Source organism: Ensifer sp. EB106-05-01-XG146 (genome assembly GCF_058791875.1).
The window spans coordinates 3,787,501-3,812,374 of record NZ_JBYTDX010000001.1 but is presented as its reverse complement, the minus strand read 5'-3'; the positions used below and the strand labels follow the sequence as shown (position 1 = coordinate 3,812,374).

Sequence of the window (24,874 nt, the reverse complement as noted above, 5' to 3'; positions counted from 1 at the left end):
GATATCAGTTGAAGGTGATGACCGTGCCGTCCTTCTTCTCGGTTCCACGCCAATCCGTGATCACCTGGCCGCGCTGCTCGGCGTCGATCGGCGACATCTGACGCGGACCGAGGAGGTCCGTCGGGTTGGCAAGCTGGGCCGCCAGGTTCGATTGCGAGGCGCAACCGAAGTTGTAGTAGTTCTTGTTTTCCATGGTGTTGAGGTTCATGTCTTCCGGCCAGGTGCCGCAAGGTCCCGTCTGCGCCGTGATCGCCACATAGCTCAGACGGATAGGGGCCGCGTCGCCATAGGGTCCGGCGTCGTAGCTCGTCTCCAGCAACCTCTTGGCCGGTACGCCGGCATTCACCAGCACGCCGCGGATTTCCCGGCGCATCGCCTGGGCGGCGTGGCTGTTGGCAGCGCCCCGCGGCATCATGATCTGCACGACGCCGCTTGCCGAGTTGCGATAGTCGGCCGCAAAACCGGCGATGACATCGCGCGTGCCCTGAGTAAGACGGCGATCGCCCGAGGCGATCGGGATATCGATGACGCGTTCCCCTTCGGCGAGCACAATCGGATGCCGGGTGCGGTAGTCGTCGGGGATGGAGCCGGTCGCCAGATTGTCCCTCGTGCCGCAACCGGCAAGCAGGGCACCGGCCAGCACCAGGACGGCTGCCCGGCTCGTGCGACGGATGAATGTTCCGGACGGACCTGAGGACATGGCGTTCGGCCTTTCGGAATTCACGTGGAAATCGGTTCGAAGCGTCATGACCCAGCCTATTTGTAGATGAAGCCAACGTTGCCGTGGTAACGGCCTGCCGGAGCGGTCGCTTCCGGCCGTCCGTAAATGCGGTTCACGCGGCCGAGGAAGTAACTGTCGAGATCGTTGGCCGGATTGAAGTTGTCGTCAGGCCGGGAGATCGCGCTTCTGGCAACCGGACGGACCAGATAGGGCGTGGCGATGATGACCAGTTCGGTCTCGTTGCGCACGAAGTCCTTGCTGCGGAACAGCGTGCCGAGGACCGGGATCTTCGAAGCGCCCGGCAGGCCAGACATCGCCTGGCGAATGTTGTCCTGAACCAGGCCGGCGATCACGATCGAACCACCGGACGGCAGTTCGACGCTGGTCGATGCCTCACGCTTGCGGATGCCGAGGAAGGTGTTGCCGGGGATCGCGTTCTTGCCGTTGCCGGTGACGACGGATCCCTCGTAGGTAGGCTCGGAGACATTCGTCTCGATCTTCAGGCTGATGCGCCCGGGGCCGAGGACGACCGGCTTGAAGTTCAGGCGGATACCGTATTCGACATCGTTGACTTCGCGTGTAACCTTTTCCTCGCCGGTCTTGTCATCAGTCGTGACTTCCTGGGTTCCGGGCAGGCGAAACTCGCCGCCGACGTAGAATTTGGCTTCTTGGCCCGAAATCGCCGTCAGGCTTGGCTCAGCCAGCGTCCGCATGACGCCGGCCTGCTCCATCGCGTTGATGTAGCTGGAGATCACCGTGCCGCCGACCGTCTTGTTGATGATCGCGTTCACGCCGACGCCGACCGCATCGCCGAGGTTGGCCGGGTTTCGGAAAGCAATCCCGCTTTCGCCGTCGCCAACACGGCCGTTGAAGCCGAGCTGTTTCAGCACCTGGCGGCTGACCTCGGCCACGGTGACCTTGAGATTGACCTGGTCGTCGCCATCGATGGTCAGGAGATTGACGATCTGCGACACCTGCCGGTCTTCGGCGAAAATATCGGCGTCACCATTGTTGCCCTGGGCCGTGATGTTGCGCGTGGTCGCCTCACCGCCCTGAAGGAAGGCCTTGGCAAGGTCGACGGCACGGGTGGAATCGAGCGGTGTGCGCACGGTGCCGGTCAGTACGATGTTGTCCGAGACGATCTCGACATTGATATCGGCGTCGGGAATGAAGCGGCGCAGGTTGGACTGAAGGCTGGAGACATCGCGCTCGACCTCGATGTCGAGGGAGACGATCTCCTCGCCATTGGGACCGAAGACGAAGATGTTGGTCTGGCCGACCGACTTGCCGAAGAGGTAGATGCGCCGCGACGTACGGGTCACGGCGTCGGCGAGAGACGGGTCGGCAACGAGGATATCATGCGCGTCTGCAGGCAAATCGACGACTACGGCCTTGTTCAAACCGAGGCTGACCTTCTTCTTCACGCCGGGGCCGCTTTCGACGATGCGGACGACCGAGGACGCGCCGGCAAAAGCTTCCGTCGGCGCCGGCAGATACATGCCGGTAACCGCCAGGCAGAATGATAGGCCGGCTGCGACAGACGCCCGAAATTTGTTTCCGCTCCGTTTCACCTTATGCCCCGTTCTCACCTGGTTCCTGCTCGTGTCTGTCATTGCTGCGTCTGGCCGACCGTTCCATCGCCCTTGACGATGGAGCCGGACTTGATGACCTGAATGTTCGGTTGGCCGTCACCGCTCAGCAGATAGTCCGCGGCGTCCGTGTCAGACTCCTGCGCATCGGCGACGCTTCGGAGCGCCAGCGAAATACGTTCCGCCATCTGCTGCGCAACCGTCATCACCTTCGACTGGTCGGGCGTAAGTTCCAGCGTGGCCGTGGTTCCAACCACCGCCTTGGTGCCGTCATCCTTTTCCTCGACCTGCTGGTCGATCGCGAGCACACGCACATTGCTGAGCACGGTTTCGGTCAGGTAGAGTTCGCCGTCACCCTTGCGCACCATGATCACGTCGACGCGGTCGTTCGGCAGGATGAAGCCACCGGCACCGGTTGCGACCGTGATTTCGGTCGCAACGGCGCGCTTGCCCGCCGGCAGCAGCGACGACATGATGCGGCTGGACGAATCTGCCACCTTTTCGTGGCGCACGGGTTCGCCGTTGAAGATCGGCAGACGCACGACCGCGCCGCTCAGATCATCGATCGCGGTCGGCTGATTTTCTTCGGTAATGATGCCATCGACCACACCGTCCTTCGGCCAAGCCATCCATTGGATGCTGTCGCCGCCCAGTCGCGATCCGACGGGCAGGCTCTTGCTGGCGACAAGCACGTTGACGGTGGGGGCACGCTCGACGACCGGTTCAGCCATCTGCGGCGCAGGCGCGCCCGTCAGCCTCATCGCCAAAAGACCGGCCATCGCAGCCGAGAGAACGGCCACTGCCAGTATGATGATGCGAACCGGTTTCATGATTGTTTCCGAGCCCCGAAAAAATGCCAGGCTCAGATTGATCAGGAATTGGTGTAATTATGGTTAACGGATTACTTATGAGCGCAGTTAACGAAAGCTGACCAGTCGGCCCAAAGGTCTCTCAAGTCAGCCGCGCGAAGGCCGCCTCCATAAGCGGCGACGAGGGATAGGCGGCAAAGCCCCCAAGCGCGATCGCGATCCCGTAAGGAATTTTCTTGGCCGTGAGCAAAAGCTGCGGGAAAGGAATGCCGCTCGCAAGGATCGTATCCTCCTGCTGGCGCAACAAAAGCACCGCGAGCGTCAGCACGCCGCCGAAGATCGAGACATAGAGCAGGAAGGCCGTCAACGACGACGTCAGGCCGAACCAGATGGCGCAGGCCGTCAGGAGCTTCGCGTCCCCGCCGCCCATCACGTTCGTCGCAAACAGGGCAAAACATGCGGCAAAGACTGCGGCGGCCGCGAGCACATGCAGGCCGATCTCGGCGAACCCCAAGCCGGACATTGGCGCCACCAGGAAAAAGGCACCAAGCAGGATCACCGAAACACGGTTCGGGATCGTCATCGTCAGCAGGTCGGAAAACGCCGCAAATCCCAGGCAAAAGGGAAAGACTACGAAAATGGCGGCTTCAGTCATATTCACGGCCTCCCGAAATCAGATGCACGCGATCTGAGATCCGATCGCAGGATCCATAGATACCGATGGAGCCGCCCTTTTCGGGGGCGGCTCCATCGTCGATCCGCTACGAAAGCTGGATCGTCACAGTTTTCCGGCCGTGCTCGTCGAAACCGTCGTTTCGACCCCGCTGAACGTGGCGTTAATCGCATTGCCGAGCGAACTTGCACCGACAATGAGCGCCACCGAGACGAGGGCGGCAATCATGCCGTATTCGATCGCGGTCGCTCCGGACTCATCCCGCAGCAAGCGGCAGAAAATCGACTTCATCGAAATCCCCTCCGTTCGAGGCGGTCAGCCCGATTACTTGGCTGCGGCGGTCGCAGCATTCGACATCTTGGTGCCGAGGCTGCTGAAGACGGAATTCAGCTGGTTGCCGAGGGTCGTTGCACCTGCGATCAGGGCAACGGAGATGAGCGCGGCAATGAGGCCATACTCGATGGCGGTCGCGCCGGACTCGTCCTTCATCAGACGGGCAAAAATCTTCTTCATGATGATTCTCCTACTTCACGTTTGTTGTTCAGCACTTCCGCCAACTGTTGCCGTTGATCGGATGAACCCCAAACTAGTCCTGGCGCATTGCCATCAACTTAAAGAAGGCGGTTACCTGAAGGTTAACGAAGCATCCCTGATTTTTGGGTAAACGAACAGAAAACGGCAAAGCCTCCGCAAAGCCTCGATAGCGTCGACTTAACGGTTCGTTCACCAAGACCAGTGAGTATGGCATGAACACCACCTAGGGACCCGCCATGACCACGCCATTCGCGACCGGCCGAGCCGCCATTTTCGCATTCGCGATCGCCGCCCTCGCCCCATCGGTTGCCGCTGCGGCCGAAAGCGACTTGATGCGTGTGTATATGGATCATGCGCGCGTATTGAAGCTCGACCGCCCGGTCAGCAAGGTCATCATTGGCAATGCAGAGGTGGCGGACGCGACGGTTGCGGATGCCCGTACGATCGTCATTACCGGCCGCAACTTCGGAACCACCAACTTGGTCATCCTCGATCAGGACGGAAACGCCATCGTCGACGAGCGGATCCTGGTGTCGATCGACGAAGGCAACACAGTGCGCGTCTATAAACAAACGTCCCGCACCGTGCTCTCCTGCACACCAAATTGCGAGCGTCACGCGGAACGCAAAACCACAGGTAGCACCAATTGATTTTTATGGGTTCGAAGCGCGTGATTCGTTAAAATACGCACCATCCCTGAGAACGAAATATCAATGGTTGCTCCATAATCTGCCGCCCGTCTGGCGTAACATGATGGGACGGCGCAATGAACATCGAGCAGGGCACAAGGCGGCCGAGTGCCGCCGAAAACGGGCGAAAAGGCATCTTCAGCCGCTTCCTTCGCAACCGCAAAGGCACGACGAGCATCGAGTTCGCCATCCTCGCGCTTCCCTTCTTCATGGTGATCTTCGCCTCACTCGAAACCTTCGCTGCCTTCTACGGCGACCAGCTCCTGGCGAATGCGACGGAGACGATGGCGCGCAAGGTCCGCACCGGTCAGATCACCTTCGAGCAGGGAAAACTGACCGATATGAACCAGGCTGAGTTCCGCCAGGCATTCTGCGACGAGATCTCCATCCTGATGAAGTGCTCGGCCACCGAAGCCGGCCAACCCTCGCAGTTCTATCTGGACGTCAGGGCGGTCAACGATCTCAGCAAGTTTCCCGTGCTGATCCCGCGGAAGGCCGATTCCACCGACATCGACACGGCCGACTTCAAGTTTGCTCCTGGCGGCCCCGGCTCCTTCAACGTGGTTCGCGCCTATTATCGCTGGAGCGTCTTCACGGACCTCGTCAGGCCGTTCATCACCAACCTGCGGCCCGCCGGCTCAAGCATGCCGAAGGACTATCTCATGGTGGCGACCGCCACCTTCCGCAACGAGAGCGAGTGAGGCACCCCCGATGCCGTATTCCGCGTTAGAAATCCTGCGCCTCAAGCCAATCACCAAGGCCCTTGGTGCGCTGCGGCGCGACAGAAGCGGCGTCGGTGCGGTCGAATTCGCGATCGTCGCCCCGCTGCTGGTGATGGCCTATCTCGGCGCCTTCGAACTCTCGGTCGGTTTTACAGTTGCCGGCAAGACCGCGCGCGCCGCAAGCGCTACGGCCGACGTCGTCGCGCAGCAGACGGAAGTCAACAAGGCCTTCCTCGCCAACGTGCCGAACATCGCAAAGAGCATCCTGGCGCCCTACGGAAATGCCAACTACACGCTGAAGATCAGCGGCATCGCGGTCACGAACACCAATGAGGGCACGATCCTGTGGTCGCGCGATCAGGCAGGCGGCACACCCTATGCCGTCAATACCAAGGTCTCCCTGCCCGCCCAGTTCACAGCGACCAACTCCTTCGTCATTCGCACGGAACTGACCGTGCCGCACGAACTCCTGCTCTATGCGCCCAACCTTCAGGCGACGGCAAAGACCATCGATCTCTCCAAGACGGCCTACTTCCACGCACGCCTCTCCCAGCCGATAAAATGCTCGGATTGCTGATCAGACAGACATGCGACGCAATTGCATTGAGCAACGAGCGGCGCTATCCCTTCGAGATTGCGCGGGTGCCCTAGAGGGCGTGCCTGCGCTTTTCCGGAGGTTTCGGGCCGCGATCGCCGCGCGCCCGCTGTCAGGTGCATCATGGCGCGTGCCTTTCTATTCGTTCTCGATTCCTTTGGCATAGGCGGAGCGCCGGACGCCGAAGCCTTCGGCGATCTCGGTGCCAACACGCTTGGCCATATCGCCGAGTTCTGCGCTATCGGCGCTGCCGACCGGCCAGGTTTGCGCGAGGGCCCGCTCAGCCTGCCGAACATGTCCGCGCTTGGCCTGATCCACGCTGCAAAGCTTGCGACCGGCACCATTCCCCAGGGCATGCCGATGCCCAATCGTGTCTATGGCGCCTATGGCGCGGCGAGCGAAGTATCGCGCGGCAAGGACACGCCTTCCGGTCATTGGGAAATCGCCGGGACCCCCGTCATGTTCGACTGGGGCTACTTCTCCGCCGAAGGCGACGCCTTTCCGCCGGAGCTCGTCGAAGCGATCTGCCGCGAGGCCAACATTCCCGGCATTCTCGGCAACTGCCACGCCTCCGGCACCGACATCATCGTCCGCCACGGGGAGGAGCACATGCGCAGTGGCAAGCCGATCTGCTACACTTCGTCGGACTCGGTCTTCCAGATCGCAGCGCACGAGCAGAGTTTTGGCCTCGACCGCCTGCTCGAGCTTTGCCAGATCGTTCGCCGCCTGCTCGACGACTACAATATCGGCCGCGTCATCGCCCGCCCCTTCGTCGGCACGAGCCCGCAGACCTTTGTGCGCACCGGCAACCGGCGCGACTTTTCGGTGCTGCCGCCGGAGCCGACCATCCTCGACCGGCTGGTGGAGGCCGAGCGCTCGGTTCACGCTATCGGGAAGATCGGCGACATCTTCGCCCATCAGGGCGTGACCAAGCTGACCAAGGCCGATGGCAACATGGCGCTCTTCGATGCCAGCATTGAAGCCATCGACGAGGCCGAGGACGGAAGCCTGGTCTTCACCAACTTCGTCGATTTCGACATGCTCTACGGCCATCGTCGCGACGTTGCCGGCTATGCGGCTGCCCTCGAGGCCTTCGACGCGCGCCTGCCCGATCTCGACCGGCGCCTGCAGCCGGGCGACATCGTCATCCTGACGGCCGACCATGGCTGCGACCCGACCTGGCGCGGTACCGACCATACGCGCGAGCGCGTGCCGGTGCTGATGTTCGGGCCGTCCCTGCGCAGCCGCTCGCTTGGCATTGCCAATACCTTCACGCATATCGGCGAAACCGTCGCCAAGCATCTCGGCATCGCGCCGGGGCACCATGGGAGAAGCCTCATTTGACCGCACATCTGAAGAAGGCGGAACTGCATTGCCACATCGAGGGTGCGACGCCGCCCGAACTGGCTTTGGCCCAGGCCGAGAAATATGGCGTCGACACCAGCGCAATCATCCGCGACAAGGCCTATGTCTGGGAAGACTTCACCAGCTTCGTGAAATGCTACGACGCCATCGCCTCACTGTTTAAGACCGAGGAAGACTACGCGCTGCTCGCTGAAGCCTATCTGACCGAGCTTGCCGAAGCCGGCACGATCTATAGCGAAATCATCGTTTCGCCCGACCACGGCAACACGATCGGCCTGGGTGCCCACGCCTATCTCGAAGGTCTTGCCGCCGGAATGGAAGCCGCCCGGCAGAAGACTGGGATCGAATCGCGCATGCTGATCACGGGCATCCGCCATCTCGGCCCGGAATCGGTGATCAAGACGGCCGAATTCGCCGCCAGGCGCGAACACAAGCTCGTCACCGGCTTCAACCTTGCCGGCGAAGAGCGCATGCACAAGGTCGCCGACTTCGCGCGCGCCTTTGATATCGTGCGCGATGCCGGCCTCGGGCTGACGATCCATGCGGGCGAACTCTCGGGCGCCTTCAGCGTTCGCGACGCGCTCGACCACGTGCGCCCGTCGCGCATCAGCCACGGTGTGCGGGCGATCGAAGACGCGGATCTGGTGCGGCGCCTCGCCGATGAGGGTGTAGTGCTCGAGGTCTGCCCCGGTTCCAACATCTCGCTTCAGGTCTTCCCCGATTTCGCGTCGCATCCGCTGCGGGCCCTGCACGAGGCCGGCGTGCGCGTCACGCTCAATTCCGACGACCCACCGTTCTTCCACACTTCGCTCGCCCAGGAATACGACATCGCCTCCGCGGTGATGGGCTTCAGCGACGATGAGATCAACGGCATGACCAGGACCGCGATCGAAGCGGCCTTTGTCGACGAGGCGACGCGCCAGCGGTTGCTGACGCGGATCTAGGGGTACAGGTCGCGATTTGCCGGCTGGGGATGACGGTCTCCGGTCGGCCAATACCCTTGCGGCGACGGCGCATTCCATGGAAAAAGGACGGATACAAAAAATCCGGAAAGGTGAGCCATGAACGGCGTTACAGTGATCGATCATCCGCTTGTGCAGCACAAGCTGACCATCATGCGCAAGAAGGAGACCTCGACTGCGGGTTTCCGCCGGCTTCTCCGTGAGATCTCGACGCTGCTCTGCTACGAGGTGACGCGCGATCTCGAACTGACGATGGAGCGCATCGAAACGCCGCTGCAGGAAATCGACTCGCCGGTCCTCGAAGGCAAGAAGCTTGTCTTCGCCTCGATCCTGCGCGCCGGCAACGGGCTGCTGGAAGGCATGCTCGAACTCGTGCCTTCAGCCCGCGTCTCCCATATCGGCGTCTATCGCGACCATGAGACGCTGGAGGCGGTGGAATACTACTTCAAAGCACCGGAGAGCCTGTCAGAGCGCCTGATCATCGTCGTCGATCCGATGCTTGCCACCGGCAATTCCTCGATCGCGGCGATCGACAAGCTGAAGGAGCGCGGCGCCAAGAACATGCGCTTCCTCTGCCTGCTCGCCGCACCTGAAGGCATCCGCAATTTCCAGAGCGCGCACCCGGACGTACCGATCTTCACCGCCTCGATCGACAGCCACCTGAACGAACTCGGCTACATCATGCCCGGTCTGGGTGACGCCGGCGACCGCATGTACGGCACCAAGTGATTTTCAGATCCTTAACCAGGATCTGAAATCGATGAGAAAACCGCCGGATCCCGGCGGTTTTTTTATGTCGTCTTAGGCATCATCGGCTCTACTTGCACGAGCATAAGTTAGATTGAGAGGTGATGTCCATGCTCGTCCGTTTGCTGACATTGGCCGGCGCTGCGGCAGTCGCGGCCATCTTGGTCCCGAACCTTGCGACCAGGTTTCTGTCCCACGCAGACAACGGGAAGACCACACAGGAAGCTGCAGCCCCGCCGACGACCACCGCGAAATACGCGATGGGGCGCAGCGTCGTGCTCGACGCCGACGACAGAGGCCATTTCATTGGCACCTTCCGCATCAATGGACGAACCGAACGCGGACTGGTCGATACCGGCGCCAGTGCGATCATTATCAACTTTTCAACCGCAAGGCGGCTCGGGATTTCGGCGAGCACGCTCGACTTCGCCGCGGCACGTGTCAACACGGCCAATGGCATCGTCGGGGCAGCGCCGGCGGTCCTCAGCCGAATCGAGATCGGCGGCATATCGGTGCGCGACGTTCAGGCGCTGGTGCTTCCGGACAAGGCGCTCTCGGGGACTCTGATCGGCATGACCTTCCTGAACCGGCTGTCCTCTTTCCGTGTCGAGGACGGCGACCTGCATCTGGTCAGGTGATTTTCGCGAGGATCGGGGACCTCGTCTCCGGCTCGACCTCATCGATCGTGTAGAGTGCCAAAAGGCGTCGCCGGGCCGCTTCCGCCGCCTCCTGGTCTGCCGCGTGAACGAAGGCGATCAGATCGCCCTTCTCGACCCGCGTGCCAAGCGGCTTCAGCGCGTCGAAACCCACGCGGTGATCGATCCTGTCGTCTGGATGCGAACGCCCGCCGCCGAGCGCGATGACGGCCAAGCCCAGTTCCCGCGTCTCGCAGGCGGCGAGATAGCCGGACTGCGAGGCTTCGACCGGCAGAATGACCGGCGCACGTCCGAGATAGGCGACCGAGCGCTCGATGAAATCCGCCGGGCCACCCAGCGCATGTACCATCTTCCCGAACCGTTCCAGCGCCGCTCCGCTGCCAAGCACTTTGCGCGCCTGGGCTTCACCCTGTTCGGCATCGCCGGCAACGCCGCCGGCCACCAACATTGCGGCGGCAAAGGCGAGCACGACGGTTTCAAGCCGCGTTCCCTTCTTCTCGCCTCGAAGGAAAGCCAGGCAATTGTCGATCTCCAGTGCATTGCCGGCCGCGTCTGCCAGGGGCTCGTTCATGTCGGTCAGGAGTGCGGAGGTGCGAACGCCGGCGCCATTGGCAACGTCGACCAACGAGCGCGCCAGGATCTCGGCCTCACGCGCATCGCTCATGAAGGAGCCGTTGCCGAGCTTGACGTCCAGCACCAGCGACTGAAGGCCGGCCGCGAGCTTCTTCGACAGAATCGAGGCCGTGATCAGCGGTACCGAATCGACGGTCGCAGTGACATCGCGGATCGCATAGAGGCGCTTGTCGGCAGGCGCGAGATTAGCGGTCTGGCCGATGATGGCGCAACCGATCTCGTCGACCGTCCTGCGGAAGACACTCGCCGACGGCTGGATATCATAGCCGGGTATGGATTCGAGCTTGTCGAGCGTGCCGCCGGTGTGCCCGAGCCCGCGCCCTGATATCATCGGCACGGCGAGCCCGCAGGCGGCAACGATCGGCGCCAGCATCAGCGAGACGTTGTCGCCGACACCGCCGGTCGAATGTTTGTCGGCTATGGGTCGTCTGATGGTGCTCCAGTCGAGTGTTTCGCCACTATCGCGCATCGCCAATGTCAGAGCGACGGTCTCCTCGCGGCTCATGCCGGAGAACCAGATCGCCATGGCGAAGGCGGCGACCTGCCCTTCGGAGATCGAACCATCCGACAGGCCGCGAACGAAATCCGCGATCTCGGCCGGGGCGAGGTGCTCGCCGTTGCGTTTGCGCCTGATGGTTTCCTGCGGAAGCATCGTCACCCGCACACCGCGTCGGCCGCGATCATGTCGGCGAGGATCGCGGCAAGCCGCTTGCCGCCGATCGGCGCCATGTCCTTCGTCTCGTGATGGCTGATCTCGCCACCGGTCATGCCGGCGCCGAAATTGGTGATCACAGAGGCGGCAACGACGCGGAGGCCGAAGAAGCGCGCGAGGATGACTTCCGGAACCGTGGACATGCCGACCGCATCGGCGCCAAGGATGCGCGCCATGCGGATCTCCGCCGGCGTTTCGAAGCTCGGTCCGGAGAACCACATGTAGACGCCGGCGAGAAGCGGAATGCCGAGGCGCTCGGCGCTCTCCTGCATTCTTTCCGCAAGCTCGGCATCATAGGCATTGGTCATGCCGACGAAGCGATCGTCGCTGTCGACGCCGATCAGCGGGTTGAAGCCCGAATAGTTGATGTGGTCGGATATCCGCATCACCGATCCCGGCGGCAGATCGTCCCGCAGCGATCCGGCGGAATTGGTCAGCACCAGGCATTCGATGCCGAGCGCCCTAAGGGTTTCGAGCGGGACGCGCATCGCATTGGCGTCGCCCTGCTCGTAGTAGTGGACACGACCAGACAGCATGACAACAGGCACGCCCGAGAGCGTTCCGGCCACAAGTTCGCCGGCATGGCCGGAGACGCTGCTGACCGGGAACCCGGGGATCTCGGCGTAGGAGAGGCGCAACGTCTCGTCCAAAGCCTCGACCAGAGAACCGAGGCCAGAGCCGAGCACGATGCCATAGCGTGGAGAGAGGCCCCCGAGCCTGGCCTTCAACAGTTCAGCGGCCGCGGTCATCCGAGAATCTCGGTCTCGAAGCTGTGCGGCAGCAGGTCCGACAGTGCCAGGGTCTTTTTCACGCCGGTCTCGTCGCACAGGAAGATGCGCGTGCTGGCGCCGGAGAACTCCGCCAGCCGCTGGCGGCAGCCGCCGCAGGGCGGGCAGAGCGCCAGCTTCTCGGCAATGACGGCGACTTCCATGATCTTGCGCTGGCCGGCCATGACCATATGGCTGATCGCGGTGGTTTCGGCGCACCAGCCCTCGGGGAAGGACAGGTTCTCGATGTTGGCGCCGGTATAGATCTTGCCGTCCTCGGCGCGGATCGCCGCGCCGACCGGAAACTTCGAGTAGGGCGCATGCGCCTTGGCCATTGCGTCACGCGCGGCTTCGAACAGTTCCTTTTCCATGGTTCTAGCGCTCCTTGACATAGGGGACGCCGCCGGCCTTCGGCGGAATGGCCTTGCCGATGAAACCGGCAAGCAGGATTACGGTGAGGATATAGGGCAGCGCCTGCATCAACTGCACCGGCACCTGGCCGATCAGCGGCAGCGGATTGCCCTGCAGGCGGATGGCGAGCGCATCGAGGAAGCCGAAAAGCAGGCAGGCGAGCATGATATTGAATGGCCGCCACTTGGCGAAGATCAACGCTGCCAGCGCGATATAACCCTTACCGGCGGTCATGCCCTTGACGAAGCCGGCGGTCATGGCCAGCGACAGATAGGCACCGGCAAAGCCGCAGAGAATGCCGCAGCAGATGACGGCGCGATAGCGCATCCAGATCACCGAAATACCGGCTGTGTCGACCGCGCCCGGGTTCTCGCCGACCGCGCGCAGACGCAGCCCGAAGCGGGTGCGGTAGAGGATCCACCAGCTGATCGGCACCATGGCAAAGGCGACATAGGTCAGGATGAAATGCCCGGAAAGCAGGTCCGAATAGATCGGACCGAGGATCGGGATTTCGCGGATGCTGTCGGCATAGGGGAAGGTGATCGTCTGGAAGCGTGCGCCTTCGCCGAGTGCCGGCGTGCGGCCGCCCTGGCGGAACCAGGCCTCGCCAAGGATGACGGTCGAGCCGGCGACGATGAAGTTGATCGCGACACCCGAGACGATCTGGTTGCCGCGCTGGGTGATCGACGCATAGCCGTGCACCAGCGACAGCGCGATCGAGATCAGGATGGCAGCAAGCAGCCCCATCCAGACCGACTGGGTGACGGCCGCAACAGCGCCGGCGGCGAAGGCAGCACCAAGCATCTTGCCTTCAAGGCCGATGTCGAAGATGCCGGCGCGCTCGGTGAAGAGCCCTGCCAGCGCCGCGAAGATCAGCGGAACGGATACGCGGATGGTGGACTCGAGGAGCACCACGATGACGTGGAAGAAATCCATGGCCTCAAGCTCCCTTGGTCTGTGCCACGACGGCCGCACGGCGGCTCTGCGTCGCAAACAGCCGGGCGATCGCCGGCCTGAACATGTTTTCGAGTGCACCGGCAAAGAGAATGACGAGACCCTGGATGATCACGATCATGTCGCGCGAGATCGACGGCATTTCGAAGGAGATTTCGGCTCCGCCCTGGTAAAGCATGCCGAAGAGAATGGCGGCCGGGATGATGCCGGCCGGATGCGAGCGGCCCATCAGCGCCACGGCGATGCCGACGAAGCCTGCGCCCTGCACGAAGTCGAGCTGCATGCGCCCCTGCTCGCCCATGATCGGATTGAGCGCCATCATGCCGGCAAGCGCACCGGATATCATCATGGTGATGACGGTGATGCGGCTTTCGCTCATGCCGGCGTAGCGCGCGGCCGAAGGGCTGTGGCCCATGGTGCGCATTTCATAGCCGAGCTTGGTGCGCCAGATCAGAAGCCAGACGCAGAAGGCCGCGACCAGCGCCAGCAGGAACGAGACGTTGAACGGCGCCGTGCCGATATCCAGCCCGAAGATCGCGAGCAGCCAATCGAGCTTGGGCAGTTGCCCGCCTTCGGCGAAGGTGCGCGTCTGCGGCGACATCGAGCCGAGCGGCTTCAGCACCCGAGTCAACAGGTAGACCATCAGGCTCGAGGCGATGAAGTTGAACATGATCGTCGTGATGACGATGTGGCTGCCGCGCTTGGCCTGCAGCCAGCCGGGCAGGAAGGCCCAGGCGGCGCCGAAGAAGGCGGACCCGAGGATCGCCAGCGGGAACACCACGAACCACGGCATCGTCTGGTCGAGCCAGAGGCAGGCAAGCGCCACGCCGATACCGCCGACATAGGCCTGGCCTTCGCCGCCGATGTTAAAGAGGCCGGCATGGAAGGCGACTGCGACGGCAAGACCGGTGAAGATGAAGGTGGTGGCGTAGTACAGCGTGAAGCCGAGATATTCGCCGCGGCCGAAGGCGCCGTTGATCAGGTGATAGGCCGCTTCCAACGGATTTTCACCGACGAGCAACACGACGAGACCGGCGACGAGGAAGGCAACAGCGAGGTTGACCAGCGGGACGAGGCCGTATTCGACCCAGCCCGGAAGCTTAGCATAGGGGGTGCTCATTCTGCGGCCTCCTTGCGGCCTTCAACGCCGGCCATCAGCAGGCCGAGTTCGCCCTCGGTCGCATCCGGATCGCGCTCGCCGACGACACGGCCGGCAAACATGACGAGGATACGGTCCGACAGGGCGCGGATTTCATCGAGCTCGACGGAGACCAACAGGACAGCCATGCCCTGGTCGCGCATCTCGATGATCCGTCTATGGATGAACTCGATGGCGCCGACATCGACGCCGCGCGTCGGCTGGCCGATGATCAGCACATCGGGCCCGCGCTCCATTTCACGCGCCAGCACGATCTTCTGCTGGTTGCCGCCGGAGAAATTGGCGGTCTTCAGCCGCGGATTCGGCGGGCGGATATCGTATTCAGCGATGCGCTGCTCTGCGTCCTTGCGGATCGCATCGACGTTCAGGAAGACGCCGTTGAGGTAACGCTTGTCGTGATGATAGCCGAGGATCGCGTTTTCGCATTCCTCGAACTTCAGCACGAGACCGACATGGTGGCGGTCTTCCGGCACGTGGGCGAGACCACGATTGCGCAGTTCGGAGGGGTCGGCGCGGCCGGTAACGTCGATCGGCTTGCCGTTGAGAAGCACGGAGCCCGACACGGCGCGACGAATGCCCGAAATCGCTTCGAGCAGCTCGGATTGGCCGTTGCCGGCAACACCAGCGATGCCGACGATCTCGCCCGCCCTCAGGTTGAAGGAGACGTTGTCGACCATGGTGACGCCGCGGCCGTCCTTGACCGTCAGCCCCTCGACCGCGAGCTTCACCTCGCCGGGCTTGGCCTCGCCCTTTTCGACACGCAGCAAGACGCGACGCCCGACCATGAGTTCGGCAAGCTCTTCGACCGAGGTTTCAGCCGCCGTGCGCGTTGCTACCATCTCGCCGCGGCGCATGACCGACACCTCGTCGGTGATCGCCATGATCTCGCGCAGCTTGTGGGTGATGAGGATGACGGTCTTGCCCTGGTTCTTCAGCTGTTCGAGCACCCGGAAGAGATGGTCGGCCTCAGCCGGCGTCAAGACGCCGGTCGGCTCGTCGAGGATCAGGATATCGGCCCGGCGATAAAGTGCTTTCAGGATCTCGACGCGCTGCTGCAGGCCAACGGGCAGTTCCTCGATGACGGCATCCGGATCGACTTCCAGCGCGTATTCGCGCTCCAGCCGCTTCAGCTCGACGCGCGCCTTGGCAATACCTTTGTTGAGGATCTGGCTGTCCTCGGCGCCGAGCATGATGTTTTCGAGCACCGTGAAGTTCTCGACCAGCATGAAATGCTGGTGGACCATGCCGATGCCGGCGGCGATCGCCGCATTCGGATCGCGGATCGCTACGGGTTTTCCGTCGACGAGGATTTCACCGCTATCGGCCTGATAGAAGCCGTAGAGGATCGACATCAGGGTCGATTTTCCCGCACCGTTTTCGCCGATGATGCCGTGGATCGTCCCTTTGCGGACTTTTAGATTGATGTTCTTGTTGGCGTGGACCGGACCGAAACTCTTGTCGATCCCACGCAGTTCGATGGCAATATTGTCCATATTGGCCTTGCGATCCCCAAACTGGCCCGCTTCGGCATTCTTCCCAGAAACCGTGCCGGCGATTTTTTTACCATTTGGTCTAAGTTTATCATCGATTTTTCGGGGCGAAAGCCCTCAACCGTGATCTCCTTATACTCTCATCAGATCGCTGGTGAGAGTCCAGCGTGAATATACACAGGCACTTGGACGCGAAAAACCGGCGACAACGGGTGCCGCCGGTCCTTCATCTTGGGATTATTTGGTGGTTCTCAGACGGCTCGCACGGGCCGAAGCAGCCTGAGGGCATTCATCGTGACGAGAACGGTCGCACCGGTGTCGGCGAGGATCGCCGGCCAAAGGCCGGTAACGCCGATGATCGTCGTCACCAGGAAGACCGCCTTCAGGCCAAGCGCAATCGTGATGTTCTGAACGATGTTGCGCATCGTCGATCGGGAGAGCCGGATCATCGCCGCGACGTCGCCGACACGGCCGTGCAACACCGCCGCGTCCGCCGTTTCCAGCGCCACATCGGTGCCGCCGCCCATGGCGATACCGATGTCGGCCGCGGCCAGCGCCGGCGCGTCGTTGATGCCGTCACCGATCTTGGCGACGTTGAAGCCTTCCGCCTTCAGTTCGCGCACGATACGTTGCTTGTCCTCGGGCAGGAGTTCCGCACGGACCTCCATGCCGAACTGGCGGCCGATCGCTTCGGCCGTGCGGCGGTTGTCGCCCGTCAGCATGACGACGCGGAGGCCGGCGTCCGTGAGCGCCTTCACACCCGCGGCCGCATCCGGCCGAGGCTCGTCACGCATGGCAATGGCACCGGCCATCACGCCACCGGCGACCAGCACAGAAACGGTTTTGCCCTCATCGTTGAGAGCGGCGACGCGCGCCTTTTCGTCGGCCGTCATCGGCGTCCGCTCGGCTGCGGCCTTCGGCGAACCGAAGAACAGCGCGATGCCTTCGACGGTGCCTTCCAGCCCCTTGCCGCCCACCGCATTCACAGTGGCGATATTGGGGATCGCAACGCCATCAGCCGTGCTGCGCTCCAGGATGGCCCGGGCAAGCGGGTGGCTCGATCCCTGCTCCAGTGCTGCGGCAAGACGCAGGACCTCCGCCTCCGACCGGCCGAAGCCGACGATATCCGTCACCTTCGGCTTGCCTTCGGTCAGCGTTCCGGTCTTGTCGAAGGCGGCGGCCGTGACCTTGCCGACATTCTCAAGCACAGCGCCGCCCTTCATCAGCAAACCGCGACGGGCGCCGGCCGAAAGGCTGGCGGCGATCGCTGCCGGTGTCGAGATGACCAGCGCGCAGGGGCAGCCGATCAGAAGGATGGCAAGACCCTTGTAGATCCACTCGTCCCAGGAGCCGCCGGAGAGAAGCGGCGGCAGCACCGCCACAAGCGCCGCGACGACGACGACACCCGGCGTATAGTAGCGCGAGAAGCGGTCGATAAAGCGCTCGGTCGGCGCCTTGCTTTCCTGGGCTTCCTCCACCATGCGGACGATGCGCGCAATGGTGTTGTCGGCAGCGGCGGCCGTGACCCGCACGCGCAGCGCGCCGGAGCCATTGACGGTGCCCGCAACCACAGTGTCATCGACTTCCTTGCGCACCGGCGTGCTCTCGCCGGTAACCGGCGCTTCGTCGACGGCACTTTCGCCGGAGAGAATGACTCCGTCAGCCGGAATGCGGTCGCCGGGGCGAACGAGAATGACGGCGCCCACGCTCAGCGTTTCGGCCGGAACCTCATCCAGCCGCCCATCGCGCTCGACGAAGGCGGATTTCGGAACGAGCGCCGTCAGCGACTGGATGCTGGCGCGCGCCTTGCCGGCGGCCACGCCCTCCAGCAGTTCACCGACCAGGAAGAGCAGGACGACCATTGCCGCCTCTTCCGTCGCGCCGATGAAGACCGCGCCGATCGCGGCGATCGTCATCAGCATCTCGATCGAAAACGGCGTGCCCATGGTCGCAGCGACAAAGGCGCGCCGCGCAATCGGCAACAGGCCGACGAGCATGGCGAGGGTAAAGATCCAGGGCTCGGTCGCCGGGATCGTCTTGCCGACCGCATAGGCGGCAATCAGCGCCAGGCCGCTGGCAATCGTCAGCTTGCCCTTGCCCGACTTCCACCAGGGGCCGCTCGTCGGGCCGTGGTCATGACCGTGAAGGCCCATCGCTGCCGCGACTGTCTCGCCCTTCTGGCTGGCGTTACCCTCGTGATGATGGGCGTGCTCATCGTGTCGATTACCATGATCATGGTCATGGTCATGACTGTGATCGCCGTGATCGTGGTCGTGGTTATGGTCATGATCGTGTCCGGAGCAGACATGCGCCGCTTTCCGCTCCGACGCCTGGCCTGCCTGGATCGGATGCAAACGATAGCCGAGCTTTCCGACCCTGCTCACAATCGACGTCGCAAGATCGTTTTCGTCGGCAAACTTGACCGACATGGTGCCCGCCGACACAGAGACCGATACGTCCTCGACGCCCGACAGCCGGCGCACCGCCGTATCGATCTTGGACGCGCAGGACGCGCAATCCATGCCCTCGACGCGATAACGGGCTTCCCGAATAGTGCTCGCCATAACCTGCTCCTTGCAAATTCTGAAGCAAGGCTACGACCTCTAGCAACTAGAGCTACAAGGCCAAATTGCTGCGTGATTGCAGATTTTTTGGCGAATTATCGCGACAGGAAGCGGATGACCCAGTCGGCAATGCCCCGATAGGGCGGTTTCACCAGGTCGCTCGGCGCCGGATCGAGTTTCCTCAGCACCGGCATCGCCTTGGAGAAGGTCAGGAACCCGTCGCGCCCGTGATAGTGGCCTATGCCGCTGGCGCCGACGCCGCCGAAAGGCAGGTCGTTGCAGCCGAACTGGTAGAGCGTGTCGTTGACGCAGACCCCGCCGGCGACGATGCGTGACAGGACGGCCTCGATTTCAACGTTATCGCGACTGAAGCAATAAAGTGCCAACGGGCGGTCGCGATCGCGCACATAGGCGATGGCTTCGTCGATGGAAGCGTAACTGACGATGGGAAGGATGGGCCCAAAAATCTCCTCGCCCATGACGGCGCTGTCGTGGTCCGGATCAAGCACGAGCGTCGGCAGCAGGACGCGTTCCCGCGCTATCGCGTCTGCTGCCCCTTCGAGAAGGGAAACCACCGGATGACCGCGCGCCTCGGCATCCGCAATGAGCCGCTTCAGGCGCTCGTACTGGGCGTCGTTGATGATCGACGTGTAATCGTCGAGACCACGCTTCGACCGATAGCGCGCCACAGCCTCCCGTTTGAGCTGCTCCACGAAAGCATCCCGCCTGCTCTCATGGATCAGCACATAGTCGGGCGCGATACAGGTCTGCCCGGCGTTGAAGAACTTTCCGGTCGCGATGCGCGCAGCAGCCTTGGCGAGGTCTGCGGCTTCGCCGACGATCGCCGGCGATTTGCCGCCGAGCTCCAGCGTGACAGGTGTCAGGTTCTGCGCGGCCGCCGCCATCACCTTGCGGCCGACGGCGGTCGAGCCGGTGAAGAACAAGTGATCGAAGGGAAGGGCGGAGAAGGCTGCCGAAAGCTCGGCGGCCCCCAGGGCAACAGCCACCCGTGTCTCGGGAAAGACTTCGGCAAGCAGCGAGCGAAGGAATTCCGCGGTGCGCGGCGTGTGTTCGGACGGCTTCAGGTACACGTGGTTACCGGCCGCGATCGCCGCCACCAAGGGGGCAAGCGCCAGGTTGACCGGGTAGTTCCACGGCGAAATGATACCGACGACACCGAGCGGCACGAAGCGCACTTCGGCCTTCGCCGGCCATAGCTTCCAACCGGCCTTGCGTCGTTCCGGCCGAACCCAGTGTTTGAGCTTCGCCAGCGTGTGGTCGATCTCCGAGAGTACGACACCCCCTTCGCCAAGCAACGTCTCATGCCGGGCGCGATGACCAAAATCCTCTTCGATCGCCTCGCACATCTCCTCCATGCGGTCGCGCAGGCGGTCCCTGAGCCGGCTCAGGTCCGCACGGCGTTGTTCGACGGACGGCCGGTTGTCGCGCCAGGTCGTGCGTAGCCCGTCGAAAGTGGCATGGAGACCTGCGGGGTTGTCAGTGGCTATGGTCATCGGTCGAGCGGGCAAAGAACCATTGGGCTGCGTAGTAGGTGCCAAGCACCCAGAGCGCGTTGAAGGGGATCGCGAAGCGGAAGCGGCCATAGGCGAGTATGCTGTCACTGATCAGGAACAACAGGCCGCCATAGGCGGCGAGCCGTGCCGCCGTTGCCCGGGGCGTTCCCGAAAGCTGTCGGGCGCGGGAAATGGCCTGAGCCGCCATTGCTCCAAGCGCCAGGGCGTAGATGATGACGGGAATGCGCATTTCGTCAGGAAGTGAGATCCAGAGCCCACCGACAACGGCGAGCGCAACGAGGGCAAAGGCCGCGAAGATGCCTTTGCTTTCGGCAAACTTGGCATCACGGGTGAGTGCGTAAATATAGGTGCAATGGGTCAGCAGAAAGCAAACGAGGCCTGCCAGGAAATCATCACCCGGCAGCATAAGAAAGACATCGCCGGCCGCCGCGAAGACGAGACCGATAGCAACTGCCCAGGCATAGGCGCTGGGTGTTTCAGAGATCGTTCGCAACACCACGACGAGAAGCAGCAGCGTCGCCGTCGGCTTCGTCAGATAATGCAGCCAGCGCCAGGGAGAATCGTCGGGGGCGGCAAGCAGGCTGCCGAGGATCGCCAAAGCGGCGCAGACGAAAAAGAGCACGTGGACGGGCCGGCTTCGGTGAACGTCCAAGGTTCCCTGATAACTCATGTCGCGCCACTCCCGCCCTAAGGCCGCGTTTCGACTCTGTTCCGGTCACGGCGATAGTTTCTATTTTTGCGCGATTGTCCAGCGGGGGCGCGCGGGCATATCGAGCAACACTACACTCCTGACGGACTATTGCGGACATCGCTCCGCTGGTGAACCGTCCGAAGCGCGGCAGGATTGCCCTTTCGCCGGCGGCTGGCTCATAGTGCGTTCCATGATCGCCCATTCCGCCAACGGGCCACAGCCAAGATCGGCCCCCGAACTCTTGCTGCTGCACGCATTGCCGCTCGACAGTTCCATGTGGGCGGAGCAGATGCATCTGCTGCCAGGCGCAACCCATGCCCCGACCCTCTATTCTTCGGGAGAGACGATTGACGCATGGGCGCGGGCCGCACTCAAACCGCTGAAGGGCGACAATATCATCGTGGTCGGCTGTTCCGTCGGCGGATCATGCGCGCTCGAGGTCGCGACCATCGCACCGCAACGGGTCTCGGCGCTGGTGCTGATCGGCACGAAGGCCAGGCATCATCCCGAACCGACTTTCCATGCCTCTGCGCTCAGGCTGATTGACGAAGAAGGCCTGGAGGCTGCCTGGTACTCCTATTGGGCGCCGCTGTTTTCCCGCACCGCCAGCACGGCAACGGTCGACCGGGCGAAGGAAATGGCGTTACGATCCTCGGCGGCGGAGATAGCAAGGGGCGTTACCGTGTTTCATACGCGGCCGAGCCGGGATCACTGCCTCTCGACGTTTCCGGGGCCGATCACGATCGTGTCCGGAGCGGACGACGTCGCTCCGGGGCCTAGCGCGAGCGCCTTGCAGGCCGCAGCCGCGATCGATGGCCGTTTGCACGTCCTCCCGGCTTGCGGCCATTATGTCCCACTGGAGCGTGCGTTTGCGCTGAATGCCATCCTGGCGGACGTGATCAGATCTCAGGAAGTCGCCTAAATTGGACGCTTGCGGCTTAGCAGGGGAATGCTTTCGGCGGTTCAAACGTCAAAAAGCCCGCTGGATTTCTCCATGCGGGCTTTTTTTGATTTGGTTGCGGGGGCAGGATTTGAACCTGCGGCCTTCAGGTTATGAGCCTGACGAGCTACCGGGCTGCTCCACCCCGCGCCAAGCGTAAATCCCGATGGGATTTATCGCGGTAACGTAAATCCCGAAGGGATTTATGGTCTGTGCCGAGCAAATTGCGAAGCGATTTGTCTCGTGTAAGGGACGCACTGATGACTTCGGTCTAGCAAAACAAAAGGGCCGCTTGAGGGCGGCCCGTGTTTCGGCTGGGCCGAGGGATGAAGAGAAGGTGATCTTTGTTTTCCGGATTTTATCTTGCGCTTTGCAGACCTGGCAGCGACCTACTCTCCCGCGTCTTAAGACGAAGTACCATCGGCGCTGGGGCGTTTCACGGCCGTGTTCGGAATGGGAACGGGTGCAGCCACCCCGCCAGAACCACCAGGTCGGCAAAGCGCAAGATTTGCGTCTAGCGGACGCAAACCGGATTGAGAAGCTGGTGAGTTGGTCGAGCCAACTCGTTTTGTTTTGAACACGTCGCTCATCTGAAGATGAGCATGAGCAATGGGAACGATCAAGCCAATCGAACGATTAGTACTGGTAAGCTTCATGCGTTGCCGCACTTCCACACCCAGCCTATCAACGTGGTCGTCTTCCACGGTTCTCAAGGGAATACTCGTTTTCAGGTTGGTTTCCCGCTTAGATGCCTTCAGCGGTTATCCATTCCATATATAGCTACCCTGCTATGCCCTTGGCAGGACAACAGGTCCACCAGAGATATGTCCATCCCGGTCCTCTCGTACTAGGGACAGATCCTGTCAATATTCCTACACCCACGGCAGATAGGGACCGAACTGTCTCACGACGTTCTGAACCCAGCTCACGTACCGCTTTAATTGGCGAACAGCCAAACCCTTGGGACCTGCTCCAGCCCCAGGATGCGATGAGCCGACATCGAGGTGCCAAACAACCCCGTCGATATGGACTCTTGGGGGTCATCAGCCTGTTATCCCCGGCGTACCTTTTATCCGTTGAGCGATGGCCCTTCCACGCGGGACCACCGGATCACTATGACCGACTTTCGTCTCTGCTCGACTTGTCAGTCTCGCAGTCAGGCGGGCTTATGCCATTGCACTCGACGACCGATTTCCGACCGGTCTGAGCCCACCATCGCGCGCCTCCGTTACTCTTTCGGAGGCGACCGCCCCAGTCAAACTACCCACCATACACTGTCCCGGATCCGGATAACGGACCGCGGTTAGACATCCATGACGATAAGGGTGGTATTTCAAGGATGGCTCCACAAGAACTGGCGTCCCTGCTTCAAAGCCTACCACCTATCCTACACATGCCGACACGAATGCCAGTGTAAAGCTATAGTAAAGGTGCACGGGGTCTTTCCGTCTGACCGCAGGAACCCCGCATCTTCACGGGGAATTCAATTTCACTGAGTCTATGCTGGAGACAGCGGGGAAGTCGTTACGCCATTCGTGCAGGTCGGAACTTACCCGACAAGGAATTTCGCTACCTTAGGACCGTTATAGTTACGGCCGCCGTTTACTGGGGCTTCGATTCAGAGCTTGCACCCCTCCTCTTAACCTTCCAGCACCGGGCAGGCGTCAGACCCTATACGTCGTCTTGCGACTTCGCAGAGCCCTGTGTTTTTGATAAACAGTCGCTACCCCCTGGTCTGTGCCACCCCAACAGACTTGCGTCCCTTGGGGTCACGCTTCTTCCGAAGTTACGCGTGCAATTTGCCGAGTTCCTTCAGCATAGTTCTCTCAAGCGCCTTGGTATACTCTACCTGACCACCTGTGTCGGTTTCGGGTACGGTCTATACGGTGGAGCTATTTCCTGGAACCGCGTCCCCGCCCACACAATCCAATAAGTGTGAACAAGTTAAGCGATCCGTCACTACCACCAGGCCCACGAATATTAACGTGGTTCCCATCGACTACGCGTGTCCGCCTCGTCTTAGGGGCCGGCTAACCCTGCTCAGATTAACTTTAAGCAGGAACCCTTGGTCTTTCGGCGAGAGGGTCTCTCACCCTCTTTATCGTTACTCATGTCAACATTCGCACTTCCGATACCTCCAGGACCCCTCACGGGTATCCCTTCACAGGCTTACGGAACGCTCCGCTACCACACGTCTTGCGACGTATCCTCAGCTTCGGTGCATGGCTTTAGCCCCGTTACATTTTCGGCGCAAAGACCCTTATTTAGACCAGTGAGCTGTTACGCTTTCTTTAAATGATGGCTGCTTCTAAGCCAACATCCTGGTTGTTTTGGGATCCTCACATCCTTTCCCACTTAGCCATGACTTGGGGACCTTAGCTGGAGGTCAGGGTTGTTGCCCTTTTCACGACGGACGTTAGCACCCGCCGTGTGTCTGCCGACTAGTACTCCTCGGTATTCGGAGTTTGGTTAGGATCAGTAAGACGGTGAGTCCCCATAGCCCATCCAGTGCTCTACCCCCGAGGGTATTCGGTCGACGCACTACCTAAATAGTTTTCGCGGAGAACCAGCTATTTCCGAGTTTGATTGGCCTTTCACCCCTAACCACAAGTCATCCCAATCTATTGCAACAGATGCGGGTTCGGTCCTCCAGTTGGTGTTACCCAACCTTCAACCTGCTCATGGCTAGATCACTCGGTTTCGGGTCTAATGCGACGAACTGAACGCCCTGTTCAGACTCGCTTTCGCTGCGCCTTCACCTATCGGCTTAAGCTTGCTCGTCACACTAAGTCGTTGACCCATTATACAAAAGGTACGCTGTCACCCTTGCGGGCTCCAACTGTTTGTAGGCATCCGGTTTCAGGTTCTATTTCACTCCCCTTGTCGGGGTGCTTTTCACCTTTCCCTCACGGTACTTGTTCGCTATCGGTCATGCACGAGTACTTAGGCTTGGAGA

The 24,874-nt window shown here is 61.7% G+C and carries 23 protein-coding genes, 1 tRNA gene and 2 rRNA genes (1 of these 26 cut by a window edge); 8 read left to right on the top strand and 18 right to left on the bottom strand.

The window, feature by feature from the left end:
* Positions 1-4 precede the first annotated feature (4 nt).
* From AC3WVQ_RS18720 to AC3WVQ_RS18695, 6 genes are all read right to left on the bottom strand, one after another.
* Positions 5-748, bottom strand: coding sequence for a CpaD family pilus assembly protein (locus AC3WVQ_RS18720; RefSeq protein WP_083523783.1), 744 nt, complete (start codon positions 746-748; stop codon positions 5-7).
* 8 nt (positions 749-756) lie between these two features.
* Positions 757-2,334, bottom strand: a complete 1,578-nt coding sequence (locus tag AC3WVQ_RS18715; RefSeq protein ID WP_060609563.1) for a type II and III secretion system protein family protein — start codon at positions 2,332-2,334, stop codon at positions 757-759.
* Positions 2,331-3,140: a Flp pilus assembly protein CpaB gene (gene cpaB / locus AC3WVQ_RS18710; protein ID WP_034805067.1), complete on the bottom strand. Its 810-nt coding sequence runs from the start codon at positions 3,138-3,140 to the stop codon at positions 2,331-2,333. The genes AC3WVQ_RS18715 and cpaB overlap by 4 nt, the downstream gene beginning before the upstream one ends.
* Before the next feature lie 121 nt (positions 3,141-3,261).
* Positions 3,262-3,774: an A24 family peptidase gene (locus AC3WVQ_RS18705; protein WP_090296116.1), complete on the bottom strand. Its 513-nt coding sequence runs from the start codon at positions 3,772-3,774 to the stop codon at positions 3,262-3,264.
* A 123-nt stretch (positions 3,775-3,897) separates the two neighbouring features.
* A complete protein-coding gene (locus tag AC3WVQ_RS18700; protein ID WP_060580518.1) occupies positions 3,898-4,083 on the bottom strand; it encodes a Flp family type IVb pilin in 186 nt (61 codons plus the stop codon).
* A gap of 33 nt (positions 4,084-4,116) precedes the next feature.
* Positions 4,117-4,305 carry a Flp family type IVb pilin gene (locus AC3WVQ_RS18695; protein WP_090296113.1) on the bottom strand — a complete coding sequence of 63 codons (189 nt, stop codon included), beginning with the start codon at positions 4,303-4,305 and terminating at the stop codon, positions 4,117-4,119.
* Between the two features lie 257 nt (positions 4,306-4,562).
* Here AC3WVQ_RS18695 and AC3WVQ_RS18690 point away from each other — a divergent pair, with 257 nt between their 5' ends.
* The 7 genes from AC3WVQ_RS18690 (at position 4,563) to AC3WVQ_RS18660 (ending at position 10,044) form a co-directional block, all read left to right on the top strand.
* On the top strand, positions 4,563-4,976 hold the full coding sequence (locus AC3WVQ_RS18690; protein WP_090296111.1) for a pilus assembly protein N-terminal domain-containing protein: 414 nt from the start codon (positions 4,563-4,565) through the stop codon (positions 4,974-4,976).
* 116 nt (positions 4,977-5,092) lie between these two features.
* Positions 5,093-5,716, top strand: a complete 624-nt coding sequence (locus AC3WVQ_RS18685; RefSeq protein WP_090296109.1) for a TadE/TadG family type IV pilus assembly protein — start codon at positions 5,093-5,095, stop codon at positions 5,714-5,716.
* Positions 5,717-5,726: 10 nt separating this feature from the next.
* Complete coding sequence (locus AC3WVQ_RS18680) at positions 5,727-6,314, top strand: TadE/TadG family type IV pilus assembly protein (protein ID WP_090296106.1); 588 nt, start codon at positions 5,727-5,729, stop codon at positions 6,312-6,314.
* Positions 6,315-6,455: 141 nt separating this feature from the next.
* Positions 6,456-7,676 carry a phosphopentomutase gene (locus AC3WVQ_RS18675; RefSeq protein WP_090296104.1) on the top strand — a complete coding sequence of 407 codons (1,221 nt, stop codon included), beginning with the start codon at positions 6,456-6,458 and terminating at the stop codon, positions 7,674-7,676.
* Complete coding sequence (locus tag AC3WVQ_RS18670) at positions 7,673-8,641, top strand: adenosine deaminase (protein ID WP_090296100.1); 969 nt, start codon at positions 7,673-7,675, stop codon at positions 8,639-8,641. Before AC3WVQ_RS18675 ends, AC3WVQ_RS18670 begins: the two co-directional genes overlap by 4 nt.
* 117 nt (positions 8,642-8,758) lie before the next feature.
* Positions 8,759-9,388: a uracil phosphoribosyltransferase gene (gene upp, locus AC3WVQ_RS18665; RefSeq protein WP_034805105.1), complete on the top strand. Its 630-nt coding sequence runs from the start codon at positions 8,759-8,761 to the stop codon at positions 9,386-9,388.
* A gap of 128 nt (positions 9,389-9,516) precedes the next feature.
* Positions 9,517-10,044, top strand: a complete 528-nt coding sequence (locus tag AC3WVQ_RS18660) for a TIGR02281 family clan AA aspartic protease (protein ID WP_089043333.1) — start codon at positions 9,517-9,519, stop codon at positions 10,042-10,044.
* Here AC3WVQ_RS18660 and deoA read toward each other — a convergent pair.
* From deoA to AC3WVQ_RS18615, 9 genes are all read right to left on the bottom strand, one after another.
* A complete protein-coding gene (deoA, locus tag AC3WVQ_RS18655) occupies positions 10,037-11,353 on the bottom strand; it encodes a thymidine phosphorylase (RefSeq protein ID WP_090296387.1) in 1,317 nt (438 codons plus the stop codon). The genes AC3WVQ_RS18660 and deoA overlap by 8 nt on opposite strands.
* Positions 11,350-12,156, bottom strand: coding sequence for a purine-nucleoside phosphorylase (locus AC3WVQ_RS18650; RefSeq protein WP_060580511.1), 807 nt, complete (start codon positions 12,154-12,156; stop codon positions 11,350-11,352). The genes deoA and AC3WVQ_RS18650 overlap by 4 nt, the downstream gene beginning before the upstream one ends.
* Complete coding sequence (locus AC3WVQ_RS18645; RefSeq protein WP_034805117.1) at positions 12,153-12,545, bottom strand: cytidine deaminase; 393 nt, start codon at positions 12,543-12,545, stop codon at positions 12,153-12,155. The genes AC3WVQ_RS18650 and AC3WVQ_RS18645 overlap by 4 nt, the downstream gene beginning before the upstream one ends.
* Before the next feature lie 4 nt (positions 12,546-12,549).
* Complete coding sequence (locus tag AC3WVQ_RS18640) at positions 12,550-13,521, bottom strand: ABC transporter permease (RefSeq protein WP_043622808.1); 972 nt, start codon at positions 13,519-13,521, stop codon at positions 12,550-12,552.
* A 4-nt stretch (positions 13,522-13,525) separates the two neighbouring features.
* A complete protein-coding gene (locus tag AC3WVQ_RS18635) occupies positions 13,526-14,659 on the bottom strand; it encodes an ABC transporter permease (RefSeq protein ID WP_060519393.1) in 1,134 nt (377 codons plus the stop codon).
* Entirely contained in the window at positions 14,656-16,191 is a 1,536-nt protein-coding gene (locus AC3WVQ_RS18630) for an ABC transporter ATP-binding protein (RefSeq protein WP_492382890.1), read from the bottom strand. The genes AC3WVQ_RS18635 and AC3WVQ_RS18630 overlap by 4 nt, the downstream gene beginning before the upstream one ends.
* A 248-nt stretch (positions 16,192-16,439) precedes the next feature.
* Complete coding sequence (locus AC3WVQ_RS18625) at positions 16,440-18,752, bottom strand: heavy metal translocating P-type ATPase (protein WP_110818584.1); 2,313 nt, start codon at positions 18,750-18,752, stop codon at positions 16,440-16,442.
* A gap of 95 nt (positions 18,753-18,847) precedes the next feature.
* The gene (locus tag AC3WVQ_RS18620) at positions 18,848-20,260 is read right to left on the bottom strand and encodes a coniferyl aldehyde dehydrogenase (protein WP_371589956.1); all 1,413 of its coding nucleotides are present in this window, start codon (positions 20,258-20,260) and stop codon (positions 18,848-18,850) included.
* Positions 20,250-20,957 (bottom strand): lysoplasmalogenase, encoded by a 708-nt coding sequence (locus AC3WVQ_RS18615; protein ID WP_492382889.1) that lies wholly within the window; start codon positions 20,955-20,957, stop codon positions 20,250-20,252. The genes AC3WVQ_RS18620 and AC3WVQ_RS18615 overlap by 11 nt, the downstream gene beginning before the upstream one ends.
* Positions 20,958-21,219: 262 nt before the next feature.
* On the opposite strand from AC3WVQ_RS18615, the gene AC3WVQ_RS18610 reads away from it, so the two are divergent.
* Positions 21,220-21,900: an alpha/beta fold hydrolase gene (locus AC3WVQ_RS18610; protein WP_181432570.1), complete on the top strand. Its 681-nt coding sequence runs from the start codon at positions 21,220-21,222 to the stop codon at positions 21,898-21,900.
* 91 nt (positions 21,901-21,991) lie between these two features.
* Here AC3WVQ_RS18610 and AC3WVQ_RS18605 read toward each other — a convergent pair.
* The 3 genes from AC3WVQ_RS18605 to AC3WVQ_RS18595 form a co-directional block, all read right to left on the bottom strand.
* Positions 21,992-22,068, bottom strand: a tRNA-Met gene (locus AC3WVQ_RS18605).
* A 226-nt stretch (positions 22,069-22,294) separates the two neighbouring features.
* Positions 22,295-22,409 (bottom strand): 5S ribosomal RNA (rrf, locus tag AC3WVQ_RS18600).
* Positions 22,410-22,533: 124 nt separating this feature from the next.
* A 23S ribosomal RNA gene (locus AC3WVQ_RS18595) occupies positions 22,534-24,874 on the bottom strand; it runs 455 nt beyond the window's last position.